The sequence below is a fragment of the Streptomyces filamentosus genome, assembly GCF_014654895.1.
GTDB classification, from domain to species: domain Bacteria; phylum Actinomycetota; class Actinomycetes; order Streptomycetales; family Streptomycetaceae; genus Streptomyces; species Streptomyces filamentosus.
In genome coordinates this window covers 659798-683898 of record NZ_BNBE01000003.1, presented here as the reverse complement: position 1 = coordinate 683898, position 24101 = coordinate 659798, and the positions used below count along the sequence as shown (strand labels likewise).

The window sequence follows — 24101 nt, the reverse complement described above, 5'->3', positions numbered from 1 at the left end:
GGCGATGGCGACGATCACGGAGTGCCGCGGCGCACTCGACAAGCTGGCGGACAACCTCGCGCGGACGGACGGCGACGTCCGGGGCGCGGCCGCGCTCGACCGCACCCTGAGCTGCCACCTCACCGACCTCGACACGACCTTCACCGGCCGGCTGGCGGGCGGCCGGATGCTCGTGGAGTCGACGGCGGCGGGCCCGCCGGCCCGGAAGGCCCAGATCCGTCTGGCGATGACCGGCGACGACCTGGTCGCGATGGTGAACGGCGAACTGAACTTCGCGAAGGCGTGGGCCTCCGGCCGGGTCAGGCTGGAGGCCGGCTTCCGCGACCTGCTGCGGCTGCGGTCACTTCTGTAGCGCGGGCGCCTGCCCGGACTCCTGCGCGGGCTCCTGGGCGGGGTCCTGGGTGGGGTCCGGGGCGGCCTCCCCCGTCCGCCCCGGGGCGGACCGCCGGCCCGCCCGTGCCTGCCGCCCGGCCGGGACGACGAGCGGGGTGCCCGTCTCCGGGTCGTCGATGACCTGGCAGCGCAGCCCGAAGACCCGCTCGACCAGCTCGGCGGTGACGACCTCGGACGGCGGCCCCTCGGCGACCACCTCGCCGCCGCGCACCGCGATGAGGTGGGTGGCGTACCGGGCCGCGTGGTTGAGGTCGTGCAGGACGGCGACGAGCGTCCGCCCCTGGTTCTCGTGCAGCTCGGCGCAGAGGTCGAGGACGTCGATCTGGTGCTGGATGTCGAGGTACGTCGTCGGCTCGTCGAGCAGCAGCAGCGGGGTCTGCTGGGCGAGGGCCATGGCGATCCACACCCGCTGGCGCTGGCCGCCGGACAGCTCGTCCACGAAGCGGTCGGCGAGCTCGGCGACCCCGGTGGACTCCATCGACTCCTGGACGATCCGCTCGTCCTCCGGCGACCACTGGCGCAGCAGCCCCTGGTGCGGGTAGCGGCCGCGGGCGACGAGGTCGGCGACGGTGATGCCGTCGGGCGCGACGGACGACTGCGGCAGCAGGCCCAGGGTGCGGGCGACCTTCTTGGCGGGCATCGAGTGGATCGACTGCCCGTCGAGCAGCACCCGGCCCTGCGCGGGCTTCAGCATCCGCGAGAGGGCGCGCAGCAGCGTCGACTTGCCGCAGGCGTTGGGGCCGACGATGACGGTGAAGGAGTGGTCGGGGATCTCGACGGACAGGTCGCGGGCGATGACCCGCTGCTCGTACGCGAGGGTGACCGACTCGGCCCCGAGGCGCTGCTGCTGCCGACCGCTCATGGGGGTACTCCTGGTGTCCTGGTTCGGGTGGTCCTGGGGCGCGCTCATATCCGGCCCGCCTTGCGTTCGCTGACGAGCAGCCAGAGCAGGTAGCAGCCGCCGAGGATGCCGGTGATGACGCCGACGGGCAGCTGCCGGTCGCCGAAGGCGTTGCCGGCGATCCAGTCGGCGCCCAGCAGGAGCGCCGCGCCCATGACGGCGGAGACCGCCAGGTTGGGGCCGGGCGCGCGGGTGAGCCGGCGGGCCAGCTGGGGGGCGCTGAGGGAGACGAAGACGATGGGCCCGGCCGCCGAGGTGGCGACGGCGACGAGCAGCACGGCGGAGGCCATCAGGACGATCCGGGTCCGCTCGACCTTCACGCCGAGGGCGTACGCGGCGTCGTCGCCCATCTCCAGCATCCGCAGCGCCCGGCCGTGGCCGAGGACCAGCGGCACGAGCACGCAGCAGACGGCGAGCAGCGGCCAGAACTGGGTCCAGTCGCGGCCTTCGAGGGAGCCCGTCATCCACACCGTGGCGCGGGTGGCGTCCGTCAGGTTGGCCTTGGTGATGAGGTAGTGGATGACCGAGGTCAGCATGGCGGCGGCGCCGATGCCGACGAGCACCAGCCGGTAGCCGTGCACGCCCCGCTTCCAGGCGAGCAGGTAGATCGCGGCGCCGGTGACGATCCCGCCGGCGACGGCGCCGAGGGCGGTGGCGACGGCGCTGCCCTGGAAGAGGACGATGACGGTGAGCGCGCCGACGGTGGCGCCCTGGCCGAAGCCGATGACGTCGGGGCTGCCCAGCGGGTTGCGCGAGATCGACTGGAAGACGGCCCCGCCGAGGGCGAGCGCGCCGCCGACGAGGATCGCGACGAGCACCCGGGGCAACCGCAGTTCCAGCACCGCGAACTCCTGGACGGGCGTGCCGTTCCCGAGCAGGGTGTCGAGGACCTCGCGGGGCGTCATGGGGAAGTCGCCGGTGCAGACCAGGACGGTGGCGACGCCGAGGGCGAGCAGGAGCAGCCCGGCGCCGGAGAGCGCGGCCCGCGGCGCGTACCGCAGGGAGAGCCCGCCGGTCCGCAGGGTCTTGGTGGTCACAGCTGGGCCATCCTCTTGCGGCGTACGAGTCGGATGAAGACGGGCCCGCCGACGAGGGCCGTCACGATGCCGACCTGGAGCTCGGCGGGCCGGACGACGACCCGGCCGAGGACGTCGGAGCCGAGCAGCAGCACGGGCGCGAGCACGGCCGCGTAGGGCAGGATCCACCGCATGTCGGGGCCGGTGATCGCGCGGACCATGTACGGCACCATCAGGCCGAGGAAGACGATCGGCCCGCAGGCGGCGGTCGCGGCGCCGCACATCAGGGTGACGGCGACCATCGCGGTGATCCGGGTCCGGTTGACGCCCACGCCGAGCGCGCGGGCGGCGTCGTCGCCCATCTCCATGGCGTTGAGGGGCCGCGCGATCGCCAGGGCCAGCACGGCGCCGGCGAGGACGAACGGCGCGATCCGGCGGACGGTGTCCATGTCGGCGGAGGCCAGCGAGCCGACGGTCCAGAAGCGGAGCCGGTCGAGGGCGGCCGCGTTCAGCAGCTGGACGGCGTTGACGTAGCCGTACAGGGCGGCGGTGGCGGCCGTGCCGGCGAGCGCGAGCCGCACCGGGGTGGTGCTGCGGCTGCCGCCGAGGACGTACACGACGACGGAGACGACGGCGGCGCCGACGAAGGCGAACCACACGTAGTCCCGGACGTCGGTGACGCCGAGGAAGGCGATGGCCGAGACGACGGCGGCGGCGGCCCCGGCGTTCACGCCGAGCAGTCCGGGCTCCGCCAGCGGGTTGCGCGTGAGCCCCTGCATGACCGCGCCGGCCAGGCCGAGCCCGAGGCCGACGAGCAGCCCGAGCAGGGTGCGGGGCACCCGCACGTCGTGGATGACGACGTCGTTGCCGACGCCGCTGTTGTGGAACAGTCCGTGCCACACGTCTCCGATCGGCACCGGCTTGGCACCGATCATGATGCTGAGGACACAGACAAGCAGCAGGACGCCGACGGCCGCGAGCAGCCCCAGGGCGCGCACGGAGTTCCGGCGCCTCGGGGACCGCCCGGCGCCTGCCGGCTCCGCGCTCGTACGGGAGGGACTCTCGACCAACACGCAGTTAGGTTAGCCTACCCAACATTGATCTAGCAGGGGTCGGGGGCCTCCGGCCACGGGCACGGCCCGATCCGCCGGGAAGACCGGCCCGGCGCCGGCCTCCCCGGCACCCGCCGCCCCTGCCGCCCCGCTACAGCCCGAGCCGCGCCAGCGCCTTGCCCGCGTCCAGCCCGCACGCACCGGCCCCGGCCCACGTCCAGGCCGCCCCGCAGAGCGCCCGCAGCCCGTCGAGGGCGTCGTCCCCCGCGTCCTCGCCCTCGCCCTCCAGGACGAGCGCGTCCCCGGCCACCGAGGCCCGCCACCGTCCGCACCGGAACCCGCCGTCGGCGTCCGCGACGACCTCCGGGTGCGCGGTGAGCAGCCCCCGCAGGTCCGCCGCCACGTACGTCGGCCGGTGCTCGGGCACCGCCGCGAGCAGCGTCGCCCCGTCGGTGACGCCGGTCAGCACGAGCAGCGAGTCGACGCCGCCGTTGAACGCGCCCTCGATGTCGGTGTCCAGCCGGTCCCCGACGACCAGCGGGCGCTCCGCCCCGGTGCGCAGCACGGTCTCCCGGTGCATCGGCGGCTGCGGCTTCCCCGCGACCTTCGGCTCGGCCCGGCCGCCGGTGGCGATCCGGACGACCTCGACGGCGGCGCCGTTGCCGGGCCCGATGCCCCGGGCCCCGGGGATGGTCAGGTCGGTGTTGGAGGCGTACCACGGCACGCCCCGCCCGATCGCGTACGCGGCCTCGGCGAACCGCCCCCAGCCCATGTCCGGCCCGCCGTACCCCTGGACGACGGCCACCGGCGCGTCGTCGGCCGACTCGACGGGGACGAGCCCCCGCTCGCGCAGCGCCACCCGCAGCCCCTCGCCGCCGACGACGAGCACCCGGGACCCCTCGGGCACGTCCTCCGCGACGAGCCGGGCCACGGCCTGCGCCGAGGTGACGACGTCACCGGGCTCGGCCGGCACGCCCAGCTCGGTGAGGTGCCCGGCCACCGCGTCCGGCGTCCGCAGCGCGTTGTTCGTCACGTACGCGAGCCGCATCCCGCCGTCCCGCGCCGCGACGAGCGCGTCCACGGCGTGCGGGACCGCCGCCCCGCCCGCGAAGTACACGACCCCGTCGAGGTCGAGCAGCGCCGTGTCGTACGCCTCGTCCAAGGCGACCGCGCTGCCGCCGGGACGGCTCCGTTCCGTCCGCCGCTCCTGGCCGTCTCGCGCCATGACCATCCGCTCCTCACTCACCGCCGGAAGACCCCCGCTCCCCCGATCATCGCGCATCCCCGCCGCGCGCCTACGATGACGAGATGAACACCTCAGGTCACGCGGCCGACGCCGTCCGCGACGACACGGCGGGGCTGCGCCTGCATCCGTTCCGCGGCATCCGGTACGTCCCCGAGCGGGTCGGCAGTCTCGCGGCCGTCACGTCCCCTCCCTACGACGTCGTCGTCCGACCTGACGGGCTGCTCCATCTGGAGTCCGCCGATCCGCACAACATCGTGCGGCTGATCCTCCCGCAGGCCGTCACGGCGGGCACCCGCCACCGCAAGGCCGCGGTGACGATGGACCGCTGGCTGGCCGAGGGCGTCCTCGCCCCCGACCCGCACCCCGCGCTGTACGTGTACGAGCAGCGGGGCGACGGCGTCCTCCAGCGCGGCATCATCGGCGCCCTCGAACTGACCAGGCCCGACGAGGGGGTCGTCCTCCCCCACGAGGACGTCATGCCGCACGTCGTCGAGGACCGGGCGGCGCTGATGCGGACGACGGCCGCCAACCTGGAGCCGCTGCTCCTGACCTATCCGGGCGACGGCGACGGCGCGGACGCGGTGATCGGGCGGGCGGTGCTGCGCGAGCCGCTGCTCGCGACGACCACCGAGGACGGCTTCCACCACCGCCTGTGGGCGGTGACGGACCCGGCCGAGCAGGCGGCGGTCACCACCGAGCTGGCCCGCCACCAGGCGCTCATCGCGGACGGGCACCACCGCTGGGCGACCTATCTGCGGCTGCGCGACGAGCACCCCTCCCCCGGCCCCTGGAACCAGGGCCTGGTCCTCCTCATCGACACGGTCCGCTACCCGCTGCGGGTCCGCGCGATCCACCGCCTCCTCAGCCGGCTCCCCGTGGCGGACGCCCTGACCGCCGTCGGCGACGCCTTCCGGGTCCGCCGCGTCGAGCGCCCGCTCCCGGAGGCCCTGGAGGCCCTGGCCGGGGCGGCCTCCGAGGGGAACGCCTTCCTCCTCGCCGGCGACGGCGCCTTCCACCTCCTGGACCGGCCGGACCCGGCCCTGCTGGCCCGCACGGTCCGCACGGACCGCCCCGAGGCGTGGCGGACCCTGGACGCCACGGTCCTGCACGCCACGCTCCTGGAGCACGTCTGGCGGGTGCCGGACGCCCCCGAGGACATCGCCTACATCCACGACACGGCGGCGGCCGTCGCCCAGGCCGAGCGCCGGGGCGGCACGGCGGTCCTCATGCACCCGGTACGGGAGGAGGTCGTCCGCGACCTGGCCCGCCAGGGCGTGACGATGCCCCGCAAGTCGACCTCGTTCGGCCCCAAGCCGGCCACGGGCCTGGTCCTCCGCAGCCTCGCCCTCGACTGAGGACGCACCCCGCACGCGGAGGAGGGCGGCACCCCGGGGTGCCGCCCTCCTCCGTCTGTCACCGGATCACCGGACGTCAGCGCCGCTCGTCGTCCTCGGCCTCGTCCTCACCGTCGTCCTCGTCGTCCTCGTCGTCGAGGTCGTCGGCGTCGTCCCGAAGGTTCGGCTCGTCGCCGTCCCGGTCGTCGTTCGCGTCCTCGGTCTCGTCCTCGTCCTCGTCCTCGTCGAAGGCGTCGACGAACTCGACCCCGTCCAGCTCGGCGAGTCGGTCGGAGGCGTCCGTGGCGCCGTCCTTGTCGGCCTCCAGGGCCTTGGCGAACCACTCCCGGGCCTCCTGCTCCCGCCCGGCGGCGAGCAGGGCGTCTGCGTAGGCGTAGCGCAGGCGCGCGGTCCACGGGTGGTTGGCGTGGGAGGCGAGCTCGGGGCTCTGGAGGGTCACGATGGCGGCCTCCAGCTGCCCCATGTCCCGGCGGGCGCCGGCGGCGACGAGCCGCATCTCGACCTGTCCGGCCTTGTCGAGCTTCTGCACCTCGGGCTCACCGGCCATGGCCAGCGCCCGCTCGGGCCGGCCGAGGCCGCGCTCGCAGTCGGCCATGACGGGCCACAGCTCCACGCCACCGCTCATCCGCCGCGCGGCCCGGAACTCGGCCAGCGCCTCGGAGTACTTCTGGTTGGCGTACGCGGCGAACCCGGCGGCCTCGCGGACGGCGGCGACGCGCGAGGCGAGCCGCAGCGCGACCTTGGAGTAGCCGTACGCCTTCTCGGGGTCCTCGTCGATCAGCTGGGCGACCATGACGAGGTTGCGCGCGACGTCGTCGGCGAGCCCCTTGGGAAGGCTCATCAGCTCCTGGCGCACATCGGGGTCGATCTCCTCACCGGTGACCTCCGGCGGGATCGGCAGCCGCTTGAGCGGCGCGCGGTCGCTCCGCTCCCGGTCGTCCCGGCGCCCGTAACCACCCCGGTCGTCCCGGCCACGGTACCCACCGCGCTCGCCACCCCGGTCGTCACGACGGAAGCCACCACCGCGGTTGTCGCCGCCACGGTCGTCACGGCGGTACGAGGGCCGGTCGTCGCGACGGAACGACGACGGACGCTCATCGCGCCGGTCGTCACGGCGGAAGCCGCCACCGCGGTTGTCGCCACCCCGGTCGTCACGGCGGAAACCGCCGCCACCCCGGTTGTCATCACGACGGTCGTCGCGACGGAAGCCGCCACCGCCGCGGTTGTCGCCGCCACGGTCGTCACGGGGGAAGGAGGGCCGGTCGTCGCGACGGAACGACGACGGACGCTCGTCACGCCGGTCGTCACGGCGGAAGCCGCCACCGCGGTTGTCGCCACCCCGGTCGTCACGGCGGAAACCGCCGCCGCCCCGGTTGTCATCACGACGGTCGTCCCGGCCACGGTACCCACCGCGCTCGCCACCACGGTCATCGCGGCGGAAACCGCCACCGCCGCGGTTGTCGCCGCCACGGTCGTCACGGGGGAAGGAGGGCCGGTCGTCACGACGGAACGACGACGGACGCTCATCACGCCGGTCGTCACGGCGGAAACCGCCACCGCGGTTGTCACCGCCCCGGTCGTCACGGCGGAAACCGCCGCCGCCCCGGTTGTCATCACGACGGTCGTCGCGACGGAAGCCGCCACCGCGGTTGTCGCCACCACGGTCGTCGCGGCGGAAGCCGCCACCGCCGCGGTTGTCGCCGCCACGGTCGTCACGGGGGAAGGAGGGCCGGTCGTCGCGACGGAACGACGACGGACGCTCATCGCGCCGGTCATCGCGGCGGAAACCGCCACCGCCACGGTTGTCGCCACCACGGTAGCCGCCGCCACCGCCGCGGTTGTCGTCACGGCGGAAGCCGCCACCGCTGCGGTCGTCGCGACGGTAGCCACCGCCACCACGGTTGTCGCCGCCCCGGTTGTCGCCACCACGGTCACGGCTGTCACCACGGTCGTCACGGCGGTAGCCGCCGCCACCGCCGCGGTTGTCATCGCGGCGGAAGCCGCCGCCACCACGGTTGTCGTCGCGGCGCGGCCCACGGAAGCCGCCCCGGTCACCACCGGCACCGTCCCTGCGACGCGGCTCGCGCTCCGGACGGTCGTCGGGAGAGTTGGTGGACATCGACGTGACTCCTGTCTTCGGGTACTGCAGTCATTCTCGCGCAGCCGGCACACGACCGCGCTTCGGAAAAGTCAAGCAAAAACAAAAGGACCCCTGGTCCCAGCGTGAACGCTGGGACCAGGGGTCCTGAAGATTTGTTCGGCGGTGTCCTACTCTCCCACAGGGTCCCCCCTGCAGTACCATCGGCGCTGAAAGGCTTAGCTTCCGGGTTCGGAATGTAACCGGGCGTTTCCCTAACGCTATGACCACCGAAACCCTATCGGTTTCGAGCGAACAAGCACACTCTGTAGTTGTGTTCCAGCTCTGAAACCAGCAACCGTTCGTTGCTTCAGAACAAACACAGTGGACGCGAGCAACTGAGGACAAGCCCTCGGCCTATTAGTACCGGTCAGCTCCACCCATTACTGGGCTTCCACATCCGGCCTATCAACCCAGTCGTCTACTGGGAGCCTTACCCTCTCAAGGAGGTGGGAATACTCATCTCGAAGCAGGCTTCCCGCTTAGATGCTTTCAGCGGTTATCCCTCCCGAACGTAGCCAACCAGCCATGCCCTTGGCAGGACAACTGGCACACCAGAGGTTCGTCCGTCCCGGTCCTCTCGTACTAGGGACAGCCCTTCTCAATATTCCTACGCGCACAGAGGATAGGGACCGAACTGTCTCACGACGTTCTAAACCCAGCTCGCGTACCGCTTTAATGGGCGAACAGCCCAACCCTTGGGACCGACTCCAGCCCCAGGATGCGACGAGCCGACATCGAGGTGCCAAACCATCCCGTCGATATGGACTCTTGGGGAAGATCAGCCTGTTATCCCCGGGGTACCTTTTATCCGTTGAGCGACGGCGCTTCCACAAGCCACCGCCGGATCACTAGTCCCGACTTTCGTCCCTGCTCGACCCGTCGGTCTCACAGTCAAGCTCCCTTGTGCACTTACACTCAACACCTGATTGCCAACCAGGCTGAGGGAACCTTTGGGCGCCTCCGTTACCCTTTGGGAGGCAACCGCCCCAGTTAAACTACCCATCAGACACTGTCCCTGATCCGGATCACGGACCGAGGTTAGACATCCAGCACGACCAGAGTGGTATTTCAACGACGACTCCACAACCACTGGCGTGGCCGCTTCACAGTCTCCCACCTATCCTACACAAGCCGAACCGAACACCAATATCAAACTGTAGTAAAGGTCCCGGGGTCTTTCCGTCCTTCTGCGCGAAACGAGCATCTTTACTCGTAGTGCAATTTCACCGGGCCTATGGTTGAGACAGTCGAGAAGTCGTTACGCCATTCGTGCAGGTCGGAACTTACCCGACAAGGAATTTCGCTACCTTAGGATGGTTATAGTTACCACCGCCGTTTACTGGCGCTTAAGTTCTCAGCTTCGCAACCCCGAAAGGTCACTAACCGGTCCCCTTAACGTTCCAGCACCGGGCAGGCGTCAGTCCGTATACATCGCCTTACGGCTTCGCACGGACCTGTGTTTTTAGTAAACAGTCGCTTCTCGCTGGTCTCTGCGGCCACCCCCAGCTCAGACAGCAAGTGTCATCACCAGTGATGGCCCCCCTTCTCCCGAAGTTACGGGGGCATTTTGCCGAGTTCCTTAACCATAGTTCACCCGAACGCCTCGGTATTCTCTACCTGACCACCTGAGTCGGTTTAGGGTACGGGCCGCCATGAAACTCGCTAGAGGCTTTTCTCGACAGCATAGGATCATCCACTTCACCACAATCGGCTCGGCATCAGGTCTCAGACTATGTGCACGACGGATTTGCCTACCGTGCGTCCTACACCCTTACCCCGGGACAACCACCGCCCGGGCTGGACTACCTTCCTGCGTCACCCCATCGCTTACCTACTACCACCTTGGTTCGCCGGCTCCACCACTTTCCATTCCCCGAAGGGTCCGGAACGGCTTCACGGGCTTAGCATTAATGGGCTCGATATTGGGCGTTTCAAAGCGGGTACCGGAATATCAACCGGTTGTCCATCGACTACGCCTGTCGGCCTCGCCTTAGGTCCCGACTTACCCTGGGCAGATCAGCTTGACCCAGGAACCCTTAGTCAATCGGCGCACACGTTTCTCACGTGTGTATCGCTACTCATGCCTGCATTCTCACTCGTGAACCGTCCACAACTCGCTTCCGCGGCTGCTTCACCCGGCACACGACGCTCCCCTACCCATCACAGTCCCCGTTGGGGGTATGTACTGCAATGACACGACTTCGGCGGTACGCTTGAGCCCCGCTACATTGTCGGCGCGGAATCACTTGACCAGTGAGCTATTACGCACTCTTTCAAGGGTGGCTGCTTCTAAGCCAACCTCCTGGTTGTCTCTGCGACTCCACATCCTTTCCCACTTAGCGTACGCTTAGGGGCCTTAGTCGATGCTCTGGGCTGTTTCCCTCTCGACCATGGAGCTTATCCCCCACAGTCTCACTGCCGTGCTCTCACTTACCGGCATTCGGAGTTTGGCTAAGGTCAGTAACCCGGTAGGGCCCATCGCCTATCCAGTGCTCTACCTCCGGCAAGAAACACACGACGCTGCACCTAAATGCATTTCGGGGAGAACCAGCTATCACGGAGTTTGATTGGCCTTTCACCCCTAACCACAGGTCATCCCCCAGGTTTTCAACCCTGGTGGGTTCGGTCCTCCACGAAGTCTTACCTCCGCTTCAACCTGCCCATGGCTAGATCACTCCGCTTCGGGTCTTGAGCGTGCTACTGAATCGCCCTGTTCGGACTCGCTTTCGCTACGGCTTCCCCACACGGGTTAACCTCGCAACACACCGCAAACTCGCAGGCTCATTCTTCAAAAGGCACGCAGTCACGAGACACAAGCAAGCTTGTGTCCGACGCTCCCACGGCTTGTAGGCACACGGTTTCAGGTACTATTTCACTCCGCTCCCGCGGTACTTTTCACCATTCCCTCACGGTACTATCCGCTATCGGTCACCAGGGAATATTTAGGCTTAGCGGGTGGTCCCGCCAGATTCACACGGGATTTCTCGGGCCCCGTGCTACTTGGGAAATACTCAAGCGAGCCGTACAGATTTCGTCTACGGGGGTCTTACCCTCTACGCCGGACCTTTCGCATGTCCTTCGACTATCCATACGGTTTCTGACTCGCCGACCAGCCGGCAGACTGATCAAGAGAACTCCCACAACCCCGCATGCGCAACCCCTGCCGGGTATCACACGCATACGGTTTGGCCTCATCCGGTTTCGCTCGCCACTACTCCCGGAATCACGGTTGTTTTCTCTTCCTGAGGGTACTGAGATGTTTCACTTCCCCTCGTTCCCTCCACACTGCCTATGTGTTCAGCAGTGGGTGACAGCCCATGACGACTGCCGGGTTTCCCCATTCGGAAACCCCCGGATCAAAGCCTGGTTGACGGCTCCCCGGGGACTATCGCGGCCTCCCACGTCCTTCATCGGTTCCTGGTGCCAAGGCATCCACCGTGCGCCCTTAAAAACTTGGCCACAGATGCTCGCGTCCACTGTGCAGTTCTCAAGCAACGACCAGCCACCCATCACACACCGAAACTCGGTGCTTCACTGGGGCCGGCATCGCGAAGACACAACCTTGCGGCCGTACCCTCAGATACCCAACAACGTGCCAGGCACGATCTCTTGAGGTCTCTTCACGTTCCACGCCGAAGCAGTACTGGTGAAGGACTCGCCTGATCGTGCCAACTAATCAACGTTCCACCCATGAGCTGACCGTGCAGAACGTTTGCCTGCAATCGGTACTGTGCTCCTTAGAAAGGAGGTGATCCAGCCGCACCTTCCGGTACGGCTACCTTGTTACGACTTCGTCCCAATCGCTGGTCCCACCTTCGACAGCTCCCTCCCCGAGGGGTTGGGCCACCGGCTTCGGGTGTTACCGACTTTCGTGACGTGACGGGCGGTGTGTACAAGGCCCGGGAACGTATTCACCGCAGCAATGCTGATCTGCGATTACTAGCAACTCCGACTTCATGGGGTCGAGTTGCAGACCCCAATCCGAACTGAGACCGGCTTTTTGAGATTCGCTCCGCCTCGCGGCATCGCAGCTCTTTGTACCGGCCATTGTAGCACGTGTGCAGCCCAAGACATAAGGGGCATGATGACTTGACGTCGTCCCCACCTTCCTCCGAGTTGACCCCGGCGGTCTCCTGTGAGTCCCCATCACCCCGAAGGGCATGCTGGCAACACAGGACAAGGGTTGCGCTCGTTGCGGGACTTAACCCAACATCTCACGACACGAGCTGACGACAGCCATGCACCACCTGTATACCGACCACAAGGGGGGCACCATCTCTGGCGCTTTCCGGTATATGTCAAGCCTTGGTAAGGTTCTTCGCGTTGCGTCGAATTAAGCCACATGCTCCGCTGCTTGTGCGGGCCCCCGTCAATTCCTTTGAGTTTTAGCCTTGCGGCCGTACTCCCCAGGCGGGGAACTTAATGCGTTAGCTGCGGCACCGACGACGTGGAATGTCGCCAACACCTAGTTCCCAACGTTTACGGCGTGGACTACCAGGGTATCTAATCCTGTTCGCTCCCCACGCTTTCGCTCCTCAGCGTCAGTAATGGCCCAGAGATCCGCCTTCGCCACCGGTGTTCCTCCTGATATCTGCGCATTTCACCGCTACACCAGGAATTCCGATCTCCCCTACCACACTCTAGCCTGCCCGTATCGGATGCAGACCCGGGGTTAAGCCCCGGGCTTTCACACCCGACGTGACAAGCCGCCTACGAGCTCTTTACGCCCAATAATTCCGGACAACGCTTGCGCCCTACGTATTACCGCGGCTGCTGGCACGTAGTTAGCCGGCGCTTCTTCTGCAGGTACCGTCACTTTCGCTTCTTCCCTGCTGAAAGAGGTTTACAACCCGAAGGCCGTCATCCCTCACGCGGCGTCGCTGCATCAGGCTTTCGCCCATTGTGCAATATTCCCCACTGCTGCCTCCCGTAGGAGTCTGGGCCGTGTCTCAGTCCCAGTGTGGCCGGTCGCCCTCTCAGGCCGGCTACCCGTCGTCGCCTTGGTGGGCCGTTACCCCACCAACAAGCTGATAGGCCGCGGGCTCATCCTTCACCGCCGGAGCTTTCCAGTCCAGAAGATGCCTCCTGAACTCGTATCCGGTATTAGACCCCGTTTCCAGGGCTTGTCCCAGAGTGAAGGGCAGATTGCCCACGTGTTACTCACCCGTTCGCCACTAATCCACCCCGAAGGGCTTCATCGTTCGACTTGCATGTGTTAAGCACGCCGCCAGCGTTCGTCCTGAGCCAGGATCAAACTCTCCGTGAATGTTTACCGGATATCCGGTCACACTCGCGTTGAGCGGGACAGACGAGCCGGAATAAGGCCCGCTGTCCACAGCGTCCTCGCTGTGTCATCGCCACCCCCCGAAGAGGATGGACTTTTCAAAGGAACCTCGACCATCCGAAGATGGACGGGGTATCAACTAATCTGGCGTTGATTTTTGGCACGCTGTTGAGTTCTCAAGGTGCGGACGCTTCCTTCGATCCCGTTTCCGGGCCCTCCGGGCGCTTCCTTCGTTTCCGACTCTATCAGATCTTTCCGACCCGATTTCCTCGGTGCTTTCCGGCCCCGTTCGCTTTCGCTCCGGGCCCTTCCGGCGTTTCCACTACGTTAACCGATTTCCCCGGCGACTCATAATCGAGCCTTTTGGAAACGAATTCCGGCATGCCGAAATAGGCCCCGTGGGGTGTGTCGTCAAGGAGTGGATGGCCGCTCTCGGTGTGCTTGAACAAGCACGACCTTCTCAAGCGGCTCGGGCTACGTTACGCGTCGGGGCGGGACGGGTCAAGTCGGCGCTTCCGGGGCGTGTGGGGACGGTACGGACTGACGGTGGGGTCCTCGGTGATCCAGAAGCGCCAGGGGTGGCCGGCGCCGTCGCCTCCGACGCCCGTGCGCGGGCCCGTACGGATCAGGGAGGGGGACGGCGGGGTGCCGGTGAGGACCGCGAGGGGGGCGTCCTGGCCTGCGCAGACGTCGGTGCCGTTGAGCGTGCCGGGGACGTCCAGGGCGGTGGCCAGACGGGCCGGGCCCTTCGCGAGTTCGGTGTCCTTGCGGGCCGAGCGGCGGCGGGGGCGGGCCAGGTCGGCGCCGTGGAGGACTTCACCCGCTCGGAGCAGTACGCCGCTCGCCTCGCCCTCGGGGCCGCACACCAGGTTCAGGCAGTGCCACATGCCGTAGGTGAAGTAGACATAGGCGTGTCCCGGCGGGCCGAACATGACCGCGTTGCGGGCCGTGCGGCCGCGGAAGGCGTGCGAGCCGGGGTCGATCGCGCCGGCGTACGCCTCCACCTCCGTGAGCCTCAGCTCGATCCGGCCCTCTTCCGTGGTGCGGACGAGGGTGCGGCCCAGGAGGTCCGGGGCGACCTCCAGGACGGGGCGGTCGAAGAAGCTCCGAGGGAGCGGCGTACGGTCGGGGCTCTCGCTCATGGCGCCCGAGCCTAACCGGGAACCGGCCGGAACCCGCTACGGTCGTCGCGCGTATGTAGGGGACAGGAACGAGAAGGAGAAACTGGCATGGGATTCAAGAAGCTGCTGGCCAGCCTCGGCGCCGGCGGGGCGACCGTGGAGACGGTGCTCACCGAGGAGAACGTCGTCCCGGGCGGTGTCGTCCAGGGCGAGGTCCGGATCCAGGGCGGCAACGTCGACCAGCAGATCGAGGGCCTTTCCGTCGGGCTCCAGGCGCGCGTGGAGGTCGAGGGCGGCGACCAGGAGCACAAGCAGGACGTCGAGTTCGTGAAGGTGCGGCTCGGCGGGGCGTTCGAGGTGAAGGCCGGGGCGGTGCACGTGGTGCCGTTCGGCCTGGAGATCCCGTGGGAGACCCCGGTCAACACGATCGCCGGGCAGCGGCTGCACGGCATGGAGATCGGCGTGAAGACCGAGCTGGAGATCGCCCGCGCGGTGGACTCGGGCGACCTCGACCCGATCAACGTGCACCCGCTGCCGGCGCAGCAGGCGATCCTCGACGCCTTCATCCAGCTGGGCTTCCGCTTCAAGAGCGCCGACATGGAGCGCGGGCACATCCGCGGCACCCGGCAGCGGCTGCCCTTCTACCAGGAGATCGAGTTCTTCGCGCCGCAGCAGTACCGCGGCCTGAACCAGGTCGAGGTCAGCTTCGTCGCGGACGACCGCGAGATGGACGTCGTCCTGGAGATGGACAAGAAGCCGGGGCTGTTCACCGAGGGCAGCGACTCGTTCCGGGCGTTCAAGGTGGGGCTGGACGACTACCGGGGCACCGACTGGAACGCGTACCTGAACCAGTGGCTCGCCGAGGTCGGCGGCCGTCGCAACTGGCTGTAGGCCCGGGTCGCACGAACAGGACGGAGGTTTCGACATGTCCGAGGGCACGAGGGCACCGCTCCCCCACGCCTTCCACCCGCCGGTGGCCGAGTTCACCGTGACGAGTGACGACGTGGCGCCCGGCGGGGTGCTGAAGGACGCTCAGGTGTACGCGAAGGGGAACGTCTCCCCGCAGCTGCGCTGGGAGGGCTTCCCCGAGGGGACCAAGAGCTTCGCGGTCACCTGCTTCGATCCGGACGCGCCGACGGGCAGCGGGTTCTGGCACTGGTCGCTCTTCGACATCCCGGTGTCGGTGACCGAGCTTCCCGAGGGTGCCGGTTCGGGCTCCTTCGAGGGACTGCCGGCCGGTGCGGTGCACGCGCGGAACGACTACGGGTCGAAGGACTTCGGCGGGGCCGCCCCGCCGGCCGGGGACCCGGCGCACCGCTACGTGTTCACGGTGTACGCGGTGGACACGGAGAAGCTCGGGCCGGACTCCGACGCCTCTCCGGCCGCCGTCGGGTTCAACCTGCGTTTCCACACGCTGGGCCGCGCCCAGCTGGTCGGTGAGTACGCGGCTCCCGCCGAAGGCTGATCGTTCGTTTGTTGTTTGCCCGCTTCTGGTCTTGGAGAGATCAGAAGCGGGCATCTTTTGTTGCGCACGAAATTGCGTTGTCCGACCCCGGCCGGCCCGGCCATCGTTTGATCCAAGCCCGCCAGGGGGGTGGGCCGGCACAACGGGAGGTGGGCACAATGCGGGACACGCTGGTGTTGAACGCGAGCTTCGAACCGCTTTCGACGGTGACACTCAACCGTGCGGTGGTCCTGGTCCTTCAGGACAAGGCCGTCGTGGAGCAGTCCCATCCCGATCTGCGGGTGCGTGCCGCCGCCGTCGACCTGCCGGTGCCCCGGGTGATCAGGCTCTGCCGTTTCGTCCGGGTGCCCTTCCGAAGACAGGCCCCCTGGTCGAGGAGGGGGGTGCTGGTCAGGGACCAGCACCGGTGCGCGTACTGCGGGAAGCGCGCGACGACCGTGGACCACGTGGTGCCGCGGGCGCAGGGGGGCGGGGACAGTTGGCTGAATACGGTCGCTTCCTGTGCGGAGGACAACCACCGGAAGGCGGACCGGACGCCGGAGCAGGCGGGGATGCCGCTGCTCTTCCAGCCGTTCGTGCCGACGCCCGCGGACGCGATGCTGCTGGCGATGAGGGCCGGTGAGCGGTCGGAGCTGCCGGAGTGGCTCGCCCGTACCGCCGCCTGATCCGCGCGCCCGGCCCGTACGTATACGGACGTGTGAGGGCCCGCCCCGGCCGGGGCGGGCCCTTTCGTCATCTCGTCATCCCAGAGTCAGTTGGAGGATGGCGACGATGCCGACGGCGATGATCACTCCGCGCAGGACGGCCGGCTTGAGGCGGCGGCCGACCTTGGCGCCGATCTGGCCGCCGAGGGTGGAGCCGACGGCGATGAGGAGGACGGCGGTCCAGTCGAACTCGGCGACGAAGAGGAAGAAGACGGCGGCGACGCCGTTGACGAGGGCGCCGAGGATGTTCTTGACCGCGTTGATCCGCTGGAGGTCGTCGTGGAGGAGCAGGCCCATGAGGGAGAGGTAGAGGACCCCCTGGGCGGCGCCGAAGTAGCCGCCGTACATGCTGGCGAGGGTGAGGCCGACGAGGAGGGCGGGGCCGCCGTCGGGGTGGGCCTCGCCGCCGGTCCGTTCGCGGCGGCGCCGGACGGCGGCGGCGATGCGGGGCTGGAAGAGGACGAGGAGCAGGGCCAGTCCGATGAGGACGGGGACGATCGCGTCGAACGCCTCGGAGGGCAGGGCGAGGAGGAGGATCGCGCCGACGAGGCCGCCGACGAGGGCGGCGGCGCCGAGGCGGAGGACCCGGCGGGTCTGGCCCTTGAGTTCGCGGCGGTAGCCGATGGCCCCGCTGATGGAGCCGGGCACGAGGCCGAGGGCGTTGGAGACGTTCGCGGTGATGGGGGGCAGGCCGGTCGCGAGCAGGACCGGGAACGTGATGAGCGTGCCCGATCCGACGATGGTGTTGATGGCGCCGGCGCCGATTCCTGCGGCGAAGACCGCCAGGGCTTCCCAGATGGACACGGCCTTTTCCTCACATGGTCAGTGGCTCGCCTCCCCGCCCCGCGTGCGGCGGGGTCGAGGGGCTCGCACCGATCATGCACGGATTACGTGTACGTGTCAGCCACCGGTTCAGTCGACGGTGGGTTCTTCTCGCCTGGCGGACGGGACGTCCTTGGTGAAGGGCGCGGCGGGGGCGCCGCCCTGGCCCATGCCGCCGAGGGCGCCGGAGAGGCCCTTGAGGGCGTCGCCGATCTCGCTGGGCACGATCCAGAGCTTGTTGGCGTCGCCCTCGGCGATCTTCGGGAGCATCTGGAGGTACTGGTACGAGAGGAGCTTCTGGTCCGGGTCGCCGGCGTGGATGGCCTCGAAGACGGTGCGGACGGCCTGGGCCTCGCCCTCCGCCCGGAGGGCCGCGGCCTGGGACTCGCCCTCGGCGCGGAGGATGGCGGACTGCTTCTCGCCCTCGGCGCGGAGGATCTCGGACTGGCGGACGCCCTCGGCCTGGAGGATGGCGGCGCGCTTGTCGCGGTCGGCGCGCATCTGCTTCTCCATCGAGTCCTGGATGGAGGTCGGCGGCTCGATGGCCTTGAGCTCGACGCGGTTGACGCGGATGCCCCACTTGCCGGTGGCCTCGTCGAGGACGCCGCGGAGGGCGGCGTTGATGTCCTCGCGGGAGGTGAGGGTGCGCTCCAGGTCCATGCCGCCGATGATGTTGCGCAGCGTGGTGACGGTGAGCTGCTCGATGGCCTGGATGTAGCTGGCGACCTCGTAGGTCGCGGCCCTGGCGTCGGTCACCTGGTAGTAGATGACGGTGTCGATGTTGACGACCAGGTTGTCCTGGGTGATCACCGGCTGGGGCGGGAACGGCACGACCTGCTCACGGAGGTCGATGCGGTTGCGGATCGTGTCGATGAACGGGACGACGATGTTGAGGCCGGCGTTGAGGGTGCGGGTGTAGCGGCCGAAGCGCTCCACGATCGCGGCGCTGGCCTGCGGGATGACCTGGATCGTCTTGATCAGGGCGATGAAGACGAGCACCACCAGAATGATCAGGACGATGATGACTGCTGACATCGTGTTCCCCGTGCCCTTCGCTGCCGGTTGTGTGCCGGGTTTCTCTTCCGGGTTTCTCTTCCGATGATCGAGTTTCCCAGACGGATGGGTGTGGTGGGGCGGGCTTCGGTCAGATGACGACGGCGGTCGCCCCTTCGATCTCGACGACGTCGACCTCGTCGCCCGGTTCGAAGACGCGGGTGGCGTCGAGGGAGCGGGCCGACCAGACCTCGCCGGCGAGCTTGATGCGGCCGCCCTCGGCGTCGACCCTTTCCAGCACGCGGGCCTGACGGCCCTTCAGCGCGTCGATGCCGGTGGCGAGGGCGGGGGTGCCCGCGCGGTGGCGGGCCGCGATCGGGCGGACGACGGCGAGGAGCGCCACGGAGACGGCCACGAAGACGATCACCTGGGCGACGACCCCGAAGCCGAGGGCCGCCGTGACCGCGCCGGCGACCGCGCCGACGGCGAACATGCCGAACTCCGGCATCGCGGTCAGCACCAGGGGGATGCCGAGCCCCACCGCGCCGATCAGCCACCAGATCCATGCGTCGATGTCCACGGGGCCATGGTAGGGCGGGTGGGGCCGGATCGGACAGGGCGCGGGGTGCCGTGGCTGTGCGGGGCACGGCGGTCCACGGCCCTGTCGGGCGGGGCTACTTGAGCGGGAGGCCCTGGGCGGTCCAGCGGTCGCCGACGCGCTCGACGACGAGCGGGAGGCCGAAACAGCGGGAGAGGTTGCGGGAGTTGAGCTCGGTCTCCACGGGTCCGGCCGCGAGCAGCTTGCCCTGACGGATCATCAGGACGTGGGTGAAGCCCGGCGGGATCTCCTCGACGTGGTGGGTGACCATGATCATGGAGGGGGCGTACGGGTCGCGGGCCAGGCGGCCGAGACGGCGGACGAGGTCCTCGCGGCCGCCGAGGTCGAGGCCGGCGGCGGGCTCGTCGAGGAGGAGGAGCTCGGGGTCGGTCATCATCGCGCGGGCGATCAGGGTGCGCTTGCGCTCGCCCTCGGAGAGGGTGCCGAACCTGCGGTCCAGGTAGTCGTTCATGCCGAGGCGGTCGAGGAAGGCGCGGGCGCGCTCCTCGTCGACCGGGTCGTAGTCCTCGTTCCAGGTGGCGGTCATGCCGTACGCGGCGGTGAGGACGGTCTGGAGGACGGTCTGGCGCTTGGGCAGCTTCTCGGCCATGGCGATGCCGGCCATGCCGATGCGGGGGCGCAGCTCGAAGACGTCGACGGAGCCGAGGCGCTCACCGAGGATGGTGGCGCTGCCGGAGGAGGGGTAGAGGTAGCTGGAGGCGACGTTCAGGAGGGTGGTCTTGCCGGCCCCGTTGGGACCGAGGATGACCCAGCGCTCGCCTTCCTTGACCGACCAGGAGACCCCGTCCACCAGAGCCCGTCCGTCGCGGACCACGGATACGTCCACCAGGTCCAGTACATCGCTCATGAGCGCGTTGTCTCCCCTTGCCGTCGAGTCGTGTCGGCTCGTGTCGTCGCCTTGGGCCGCGGATGCGGCGTCCACGGGAAAACCTACGTCATCGGCGGGGCGGCCCGGTCCCTAGGGCGTCGTTCGGGTCCCTACTCTGGGGGGATGCTTTCGGAACCACGTTCAGGACGCCTGGCCGCCTGGGGCAATGCCCTGCTGGCCGGGGCGGTGTCGCCGGACGACGCGGCGCTGGCGATTGTCGGGGAGGACGCGGTGCACCGCGTGGCGGGGCTGCCGGGTGAGGCGGGTCCGGTGGGGCTGACGCTGGCGCTGGGGCGGCTGCGGCGGCTCGGGGTGACCGGGTGGCGGGTGGCCCTGCCGGCGCCGGGGCACCCGCTGGGGCTGAGCGGGCCGCCGGACTTCAACGCGCGCGCGTTGGAGGCGGAGGAGGCGGTGGTCGGGTACGGGGCACCGTACGGGCTCGTGCCGGAGGTCTCCGAGGCGGGCCCGCGCGGGGACGTGCACGTCGAGGTGGTGTGGCACTGCCTGGCCGTGCGGGAGGCCCCGCCGGCCGACGTGCCCTCGCTGAGCGAGGCGGAGCGGGAGCTGGCGGAGGCGCTGCGGGACGCCACGGCGGCCCTGACCCGGCTGGACGTGGCCGCGTCGGGCCCGGCGGCGGAGGCGGCGCGCGAGGCGTACCGGGCGCGGGCGGAGGCGGGCCGCGAGGTCCTGGCCCCCGGCTACCCGCCGCGCGCGGTCCGGGTGCTGGAGCTGGCCCGGCGGATCGGCCTGATGGTCGGCCTGGCATACGGCGACGGTCACGGGGGCGCGGTCAGCGCGTCCGAGATGGCGGCACGGGGGGCGGCGCTGGCGCCGGTGGAGCGGGTCGCCCGGCGGGCGCAGGTCGCGGCGTACAACGCGTGGGTGGAGGAACGGGAGCGGGAACGGGGCTTCTGACCGGCGCACGGGCGCCGGCGCCCGGCGGGCTTCCGGTCGGCCGGCAGCTTCCGGTCGGCCGGCAGCTTCCGGTCGGCCGGCAGCTTCCGGTCGGCCGGCGGGCTTCCGGTCGGCCGGCGGACGGGGTGCGGCGCGGCGTTCAGAAGCCCGGGGGCACCCCGGCGCCGAGCGGTGCGGGGGGGGCGCGGGAGGAGCGCGGGAACGGGCGCGGCCCCCGGAGTGGAGTTCCGGGGGCCGCGCACGATGGGGGGGCGGTCAGCCGTTGAGGGCGTGGTTGCCGAAGGCGGGGTTGAGCAGGCCGATCACGTTGACCGTGTTGCCGGAGACGTTCACGGGGACGTGGACCGGGACCTGCACCGCGTTGCCGGAGGCGACACCCGGGGAGTTGAGGGCCTTGCCTTCGGCCTCGGCGCCGTGGGCGGAGGCGACACCGGCACCGGCGGCGACGATGCCACCGGCGACCATGGTGAGGGCGGCGGCCTTCTTGAAGTTCTTCACTTGGTACTTCCTCCTGGTCATCGCTGCGGCCGGTCCGCCGCAGCACGCCTTGGAGAACGCCGATCGCCCCGCCGGGTTGCGCCGAACGGGGGATGTACACCCGACGGTATGACCTTCTGAACGGGCGTGCGCCCCGGCGCGTGACGGGGGCGCATCAGGTGGTGAGGCCGTGGCGGACCGCCCAGAGCGCCGCCTGGGTGCGGTCCGCCAGGTCGAGCTTCATGAGGATGTTCGAGACGTGGGTCTTCACCGTCTTCTCGGAGAGGACGAGGGCCCGCGCGATCTCGCGGTTGGAGCGGCCGTCGGCGATGAGGCCGAGGACCTCGCGCTCGCGCTCGGTGAGGGTGGTGCCCCGTCCCGTACCGCCCTGGGGGTCGTCCTGGGAGAGGAGGGCGCCCGCGACCTCGGGGTGGAGCAGGACGTGGCCCGCGTGGACGGAGCGGATGGCGCCGGCGAGCGCCTCGGGGTCGACGTCCTTGTAGACGTATCCGGAGGCACCGGCGCGCAGGGCGGGCACGACGGTGCGCTGCTCGGTGAAGCTGGTGACGACGAGGACCTTCGCCGGGTTGGCGAGGGCCTGGAGCCGCTTCAGGGCCTCGATGCCGTCGGTGCCGGGCATCTTGACGTCCATGAGGACGACGTCGGGGCGGAGCTCCTCGGCGCGGGCGACGCCCTCGGCGCCGTCGGACGCCTCGCCGACGACCTCTATGTCGTCCTGGACCTCCAGGAAGGTGCGCAGGCCGCGGCGGACGACCTGGTGGTCGTCGACCAGGAGCACGCGGATGAGCCGGTCAGCCACCGGGGACCTCCATGTCGATCGTGGTGCCCTCGCCGGGGGCGGAGGTCACGGTGAGGGCACCACCGGCTCCGGCGGCGCGGTCGCGCATGGACACCAGGCCGAGGTGACGGCCGGCGCTGCGGACGGTGCCGGGGTCGAAGCCGCGGCCGTCGTCGGCGACGGTGAGCCGGGCGCCCTGGCCGTGCCGGGTGAGGGTGACGGTGACCAGGGCCGCGTCGGCGTGCCGCAGCGCGTTGTGCAGGGCCTCCTGGGCGACCCGGAGGACGGCCTCCTCCTGGGCGGCGGGCAGGGCCCGGATGCCGGGGCTGTCGAAGACGACGCGGGCGGTGTGGGCGCGGTCGAGGACCTGGACCTGGGTGCGCAGGGTGTGGACGAGGCCGTCCTCGTCCAGGGCGGCCGGACGGAGCTCCACGACGGCGGCGCGCAGCTCGTCGGCGGCCTCGGCGGCGAGGGCGGCGACCTGCTGGAGCTCGCCCTTGGCGCGGGCCGGGTCGCGGTCGACGAGGGCGGCGGCGGCCTGGGCGGTGAGCCGGAGGGAGAAGAGCTTCTGGCTGACGGCGTCGTGCAGCTCGTGGGCGAGCCGGGAGCGCTCCTCGGCGATGGTGAGCTCGCGGCTGCGCTCGTACAGCCGGGCGTTGGTGAGGGCGATGGCCGCGTGCTGGGCGAGGATGCCGAGGAGCTCCTCGTCCTGTGCGGTGAAGCCGCAGCTCCCCTCGGGCTTGGGGCAGCGCTTGTTGGCGAGGAAGAGGGCGCCCAGGATCTCGTCGCCGTCGCGGACGGGGAGGCCGAGGAAGTCGGAGAGCTCGGGGTGGGCGTCGGGCCAGCCGCCGAAGCGGGGGTCCTCGCGGACGTCGGCGAGCCGCTCGGGCTCGGCCTTGTGGAGCATCGCGGCGAGGACGCCGTGCTGGCGGGGCAGCGGGCCGATGGCCTTCCACTGCTCGTCGGTGACGCCGTCGACGACGAACTGGGCGAAGCCGCCGTGGTCGTCGGGGACGCCCAGGGCCGCGTACTCGGCGTCGAGGAGCTCGCGGGCGGAGGCCACGATCGTCTTGAGGACGTCGCGGACCTCCATCTGCCGGCTCATCGCCAGGAGTGCGGTGCTCACGGCGGCGAGGCCGGAGCTCGGTCGGTGGCTCATGGCCTCACCGTACCGGCGGGGGGCGACGGCCCGTATGGGGCTGTGGACGGCGGGGGGACGGGTCGCGGGACCTAGGTCCGAGGGCCCCCCGCCGGGGGTGGGGGGAGGAGGGCCGGGCGGGGCTGTCGGGGGTGGCGGGGCCGTCCCGGGCCTCGTGGGGAGCGGGGATCCGGGACTCCCCTCCCACGGGTAAGGGGCCCCGGGACTCCCCCACGGGTAAGAGGAGCCACGCGCGCGCGTGCGGGGGGGATAGACGCCGACGTACTGCCCCGCGGGGCGCGTCCGCCACGCGCGCGCGTGGGTGGGGTGCGCGCCGCCCAGGCCGTCATCGGCGTCCGGGACGCCACGCGCGTGCGTGCGTGGGGGGGCGGGCCGGAGCGGTCCGGCCCGCCCCGGGGCGCCCGCTCGGCCGAGACGCCCTCCGCGTGCGGGTCCTTCGGGGCGGCGGGGCGGGACGGGTACGGCCTGCTGGGGAGGGGGGTGCCCTCTTCGGGAGGAGTTCGAGGGGGGTTCCCTCCTCCTTCCGGCGGAGAACGCTCACCGTGTGCGTTGCTGACGCAACCAAGGGTGAGTTTCTCGGGTGTGCCGTGTGAGCCCGGGCATAGGGCGCAGGTCACTTACGAAGCTCCCTAGTGGAGGGGTATGGGGTGGTTCGGGGCGGGACGAATCGGCCTTGAACGCCTGTGTCGGGCATGTACACGGGCCCCTGATCCACTATCCCGCTTCGTACGTCACACCTTTGCCAGGCGATTTTGCTGCCGCTAAGAATTGC

Annotated in this window: 19 protein-coding genes, 3 rRNA genes and 1 pseudogene; 6 read left to right on the top strand and 17 right to left on the bottom strand. The window is 69.7% G+C overall.

The window, feature by feature from the left end; all coding sequences use genetic code 11:
• Positions 1 to 4: 4 nt before the first annotated feature.
• Positions 5 to 352, top strand: a complete 348-nt coding sequence (locus tag IE326_RS30515; RefSeq protein WP_150227501.1) for an SCP2 sterol-binding domain-containing protein — start codon at positions 5 to 7, stop codon at positions 350 to 352.
• Here the strand turns inward: IE326_RS30515 and IE326_RS30510 are convergent.
• The 4 genes from IE326_RS30510 to IE326_RS30495 form a co-directional block, all read right to left on the bottom strand.
• Complete coding sequence (locus IE326_RS30510) at positions 341 to 1255, bottom strand: ABC transporter ATP-binding protein (protein ID WP_229915738.1); 915 nt, start codon at positions 1253 to 1255, stop codon at positions 341 to 343. The genes IE326_RS30515 and IE326_RS30510 overlap by 12 nt on opposite strands.
• A gap of 44 nt (positions 1256 to 1299) precedes the next feature.
• Positions 1300 to 2331 carry a FecCD family ABC transporter permease gene (locus IE326_RS30505; RefSeq protein WP_150227502.1) on the bottom strand — a complete coding sequence of 344 codons (1032 nt, stop codon included), beginning with the start codon at positions 2329 to 2331 and terminating at the stop codon, positions 1300 to 1302.
• Entirely contained in the window at positions 2328 to 3383 is a 1056-nt protein-coding gene (locus IE326_RS30500; protein ID WP_150227503.1) for an iron chelate uptake ABC transporter family permease subunit, read from the bottom strand. The genes IE326_RS30505 and IE326_RS30500 overlap by 4 nt, the downstream gene beginning before the upstream one ends.
• Before the next feature lie 130 nt (positions 3384 to 3513).
• Positions 3514 to 4587: an HAD hydrolase-like protein gene (locus tag IE326_RS30495; RefSeq protein ID WP_150227504.1), complete on the bottom strand. Its 1074-nt coding sequence runs from the start codon at positions 4585 to 4587 to the stop codon at positions 3514 to 3516.
• Positions 4588 to 4670: 83 nt separating this feature from the next.
• On the opposite strand from IE326_RS30495, the gene IE326_RS30490 reads away from it, so the two are divergent.
• The gene (locus IE326_RS30490; protein ID WP_190043868.1) at positions 4671 to 5963 is read left to right on the top strand and encodes a DUF1015 family protein; all 1293 of its coding nucleotides are present in this window, start codon (positions 4671 to 4673) and stop codon (positions 5961 to 5963) included.
• Between the two features lie 76 nt (positions 5964 to 6039).
• On the opposite strand, the gene IE326_RS40440 is transcribed toward IE326_RS30490, so the two are convergent.
• The 6 genes and pseudogenes from IE326_RS40440 to IE326_RS30465 form a co-directional block, all read right to left on the bottom strand.
• Positions 6040 to 6864 carry a tetratricopeptide repeat protein gene (locus tag IE326_RS40440; protein ID WP_194735984.1) on the bottom strand — a complete coding sequence of 275 codons (825 nt, stop codon included), beginning with the start codon at positions 6862 to 6864 and terminating at the stop codon, positions 6040 to 6042.
• Positions 6865 to 7203: 339 nt separating this feature from the next.
• Positions 7204 to 7734 (bottom strand): annotated as a pseudogene (locus tag IE326_RS42045) (DEAD/DEAH box helicase); the annotation flags it as partial.
• Positions 7735 to 8218: 484 nt separating this feature from the next.
• Positions 8219 to 8335: ribosomal RNA gene (rrf, locus tag IE326_RS30480) — 5S ribosomal RNA — on the bottom strand.
• Between the two features lie 105 nt (positions 8336 to 8440).
• Positions 8441 to 11562: ribosomal RNA gene (locus IE326_RS30475) — 23S ribosomal RNA — on the bottom strand.
• 282 nt (positions 11563 to 11844) lie between these two features.
• Positions 11845 to 13369, bottom strand: a 16S ribosomal RNA gene (locus IE326_RS30470).
• Together the 16S, 23S and 5S rRNA genes form the textbook arrangement of a ribosomal RNA operon.
• A gap of 497 nt (positions 13370 to 13866) precedes the next feature.
• Entirely contained in the window at positions 13867 to 14529 is a 663-nt protein-coding gene (locus IE326_RS30465; protein WP_190043866.1) for a DNA-3-methyladenine glycosylase, read from the bottom strand.
• A gap of 87 nt (positions 14530 to 14616) precedes the next feature.
• Between IE326_RS30465 and IE326_RS30460 the strand changes: the two genes are divergently transcribed.
• From IE326_RS30460 to IE326_RS30450, 3 genes are all read left to right on the top strand, one after another.
• Positions 14617 to 15399: a sporulation protein gene (locus IE326_RS30460; RefSeq protein ID WP_150227508.1), complete on the top strand. Its 783-nt coding sequence runs from the start codon at positions 14617 to 14619 to the stop codon at positions 15397 to 15399.
• Between the two features lie 34 nt (positions 15400 to 15433).
• Positions 15434 to 15973, top strand: a complete 540-nt coding sequence (locus tag IE326_RS30455) for a YbhB/YbcL family Raf kinase inhibitor-like protein (protein ID WP_150227509.1) — start codon at positions 15434 to 15436, stop codon at positions 15971 to 15973.
• Positions 15974 to 16131: 158 nt separating this feature from the next.
• The gene (locus IE326_RS30450; RefSeq protein WP_030763270.1) at positions 16132 to 16638 is read left to right on the top strand and encodes an HNH endonuclease; all 507 of its coding nucleotides are present in this window, start codon (positions 16132 to 16134) and stop codon (positions 16636 to 16638) included.
• A gap of 75 nt (positions 16639 to 16713) precedes the next feature.
• Here the strand turns inward: IE326_RS30450 and IE326_RS30445 are convergent, their stop codons facing one another.
• From IE326_RS30445 to IE326_RS30430, 4 genes are all read right to left on the bottom strand, one after another.
• Positions 16714 to 17481, bottom strand: coding sequence for a sulfite exporter TauE/SafE family protein (locus IE326_RS30445; RefSeq protein WP_150227510.1), 768 nt, complete (start codon positions 17479 to 17481; stop codon positions 16714 to 16716).
• Positions 17482 to 17589: 108 nt separating this feature from the next.
• Complete coding sequence (locus IE326_RS30440) at positions 17590 to 18534, bottom strand: SPFH domain-containing protein (protein WP_030763263.1); 945 nt, start codon at positions 18532 to 18534, stop codon at positions 17590 to 17592.
• Between the two features lie 109 nt (positions 18535 to 18643).
• Positions 18644 to 19072, bottom strand: coding sequence for an NfeD family protein (locus tag IE326_RS30435; RefSeq protein WP_150227511.1), 429 nt, complete (start codon positions 19070 to 19072; stop codon positions 18644 to 18646).
• 94 nt (positions 19073 to 19166) lie between these two features.
• The gene (locus IE326_RS30430; protein ID WP_150227512.1) at positions 19167 to 19958 is read right to left on the bottom strand and encodes an ABC transporter ATP-binding protein; all 792 of its coding nucleotides are present in this window, start codon (positions 19956 to 19958) and stop codon (positions 19167 to 19169) included.
• 144 nt (positions 19959 to 20102) lie between these two features.
• On the opposite strand from IE326_RS30430, the gene IE326_RS30425 reads away from it, so the two are divergent.
• The gene (locus IE326_RS30425) at positions 20103 to 20894 is read left to right on the top strand and encodes an Rv1486c family protein (protein WP_150227513.1); all 792 of its coding nucleotides are present in this window, start codon (positions 20103 to 20105) and stop codon (positions 20892 to 20894) included.
• Positions 20895 to 21149: 255 nt separating this feature from the next.
• Here IE326_RS30425 and IE326_RS30420 read toward each other — a convergent pair whose 3' ends face one another.
• The 3 genes from IE326_RS30420 to IE326_RS30410 form a co-directional block, all read right to left on the bottom strand.
• Complete coding sequence (locus IE326_RS30420; protein WP_150227514.1) at positions 21150 to 21392, bottom strand: chaplin; 243 nt, start codon at positions 21390 to 21392, stop codon at positions 21150 to 21152.
• Between the two features lie 154 nt (positions 21393 to 21546).
• Positions 21547 to 22191, bottom strand: a complete 645-nt coding sequence (locus tag IE326_RS30415) for a response regulator (RefSeq protein WP_030763248.1) — start codon at positions 22189 to 22191, stop codon at positions 21547 to 21549.
• The gene (locus IE326_RS30410; RefSeq protein WP_190043865.1) at positions 22184 to 23329 is read right to left on the bottom strand and encodes a GAF domain-containing sensor histidine kinase; all 1146 of its coding nucleotides are present in this window, start codon (positions 23327 to 23329) and stop codon (positions 22184 to 22186) included. The genes IE326_RS30415 and IE326_RS30410 overlap by 8 nt, the downstream gene beginning before the upstream one ends.
• Positions 23330 to 24101 lie beyond the last annotated feature (772 nt).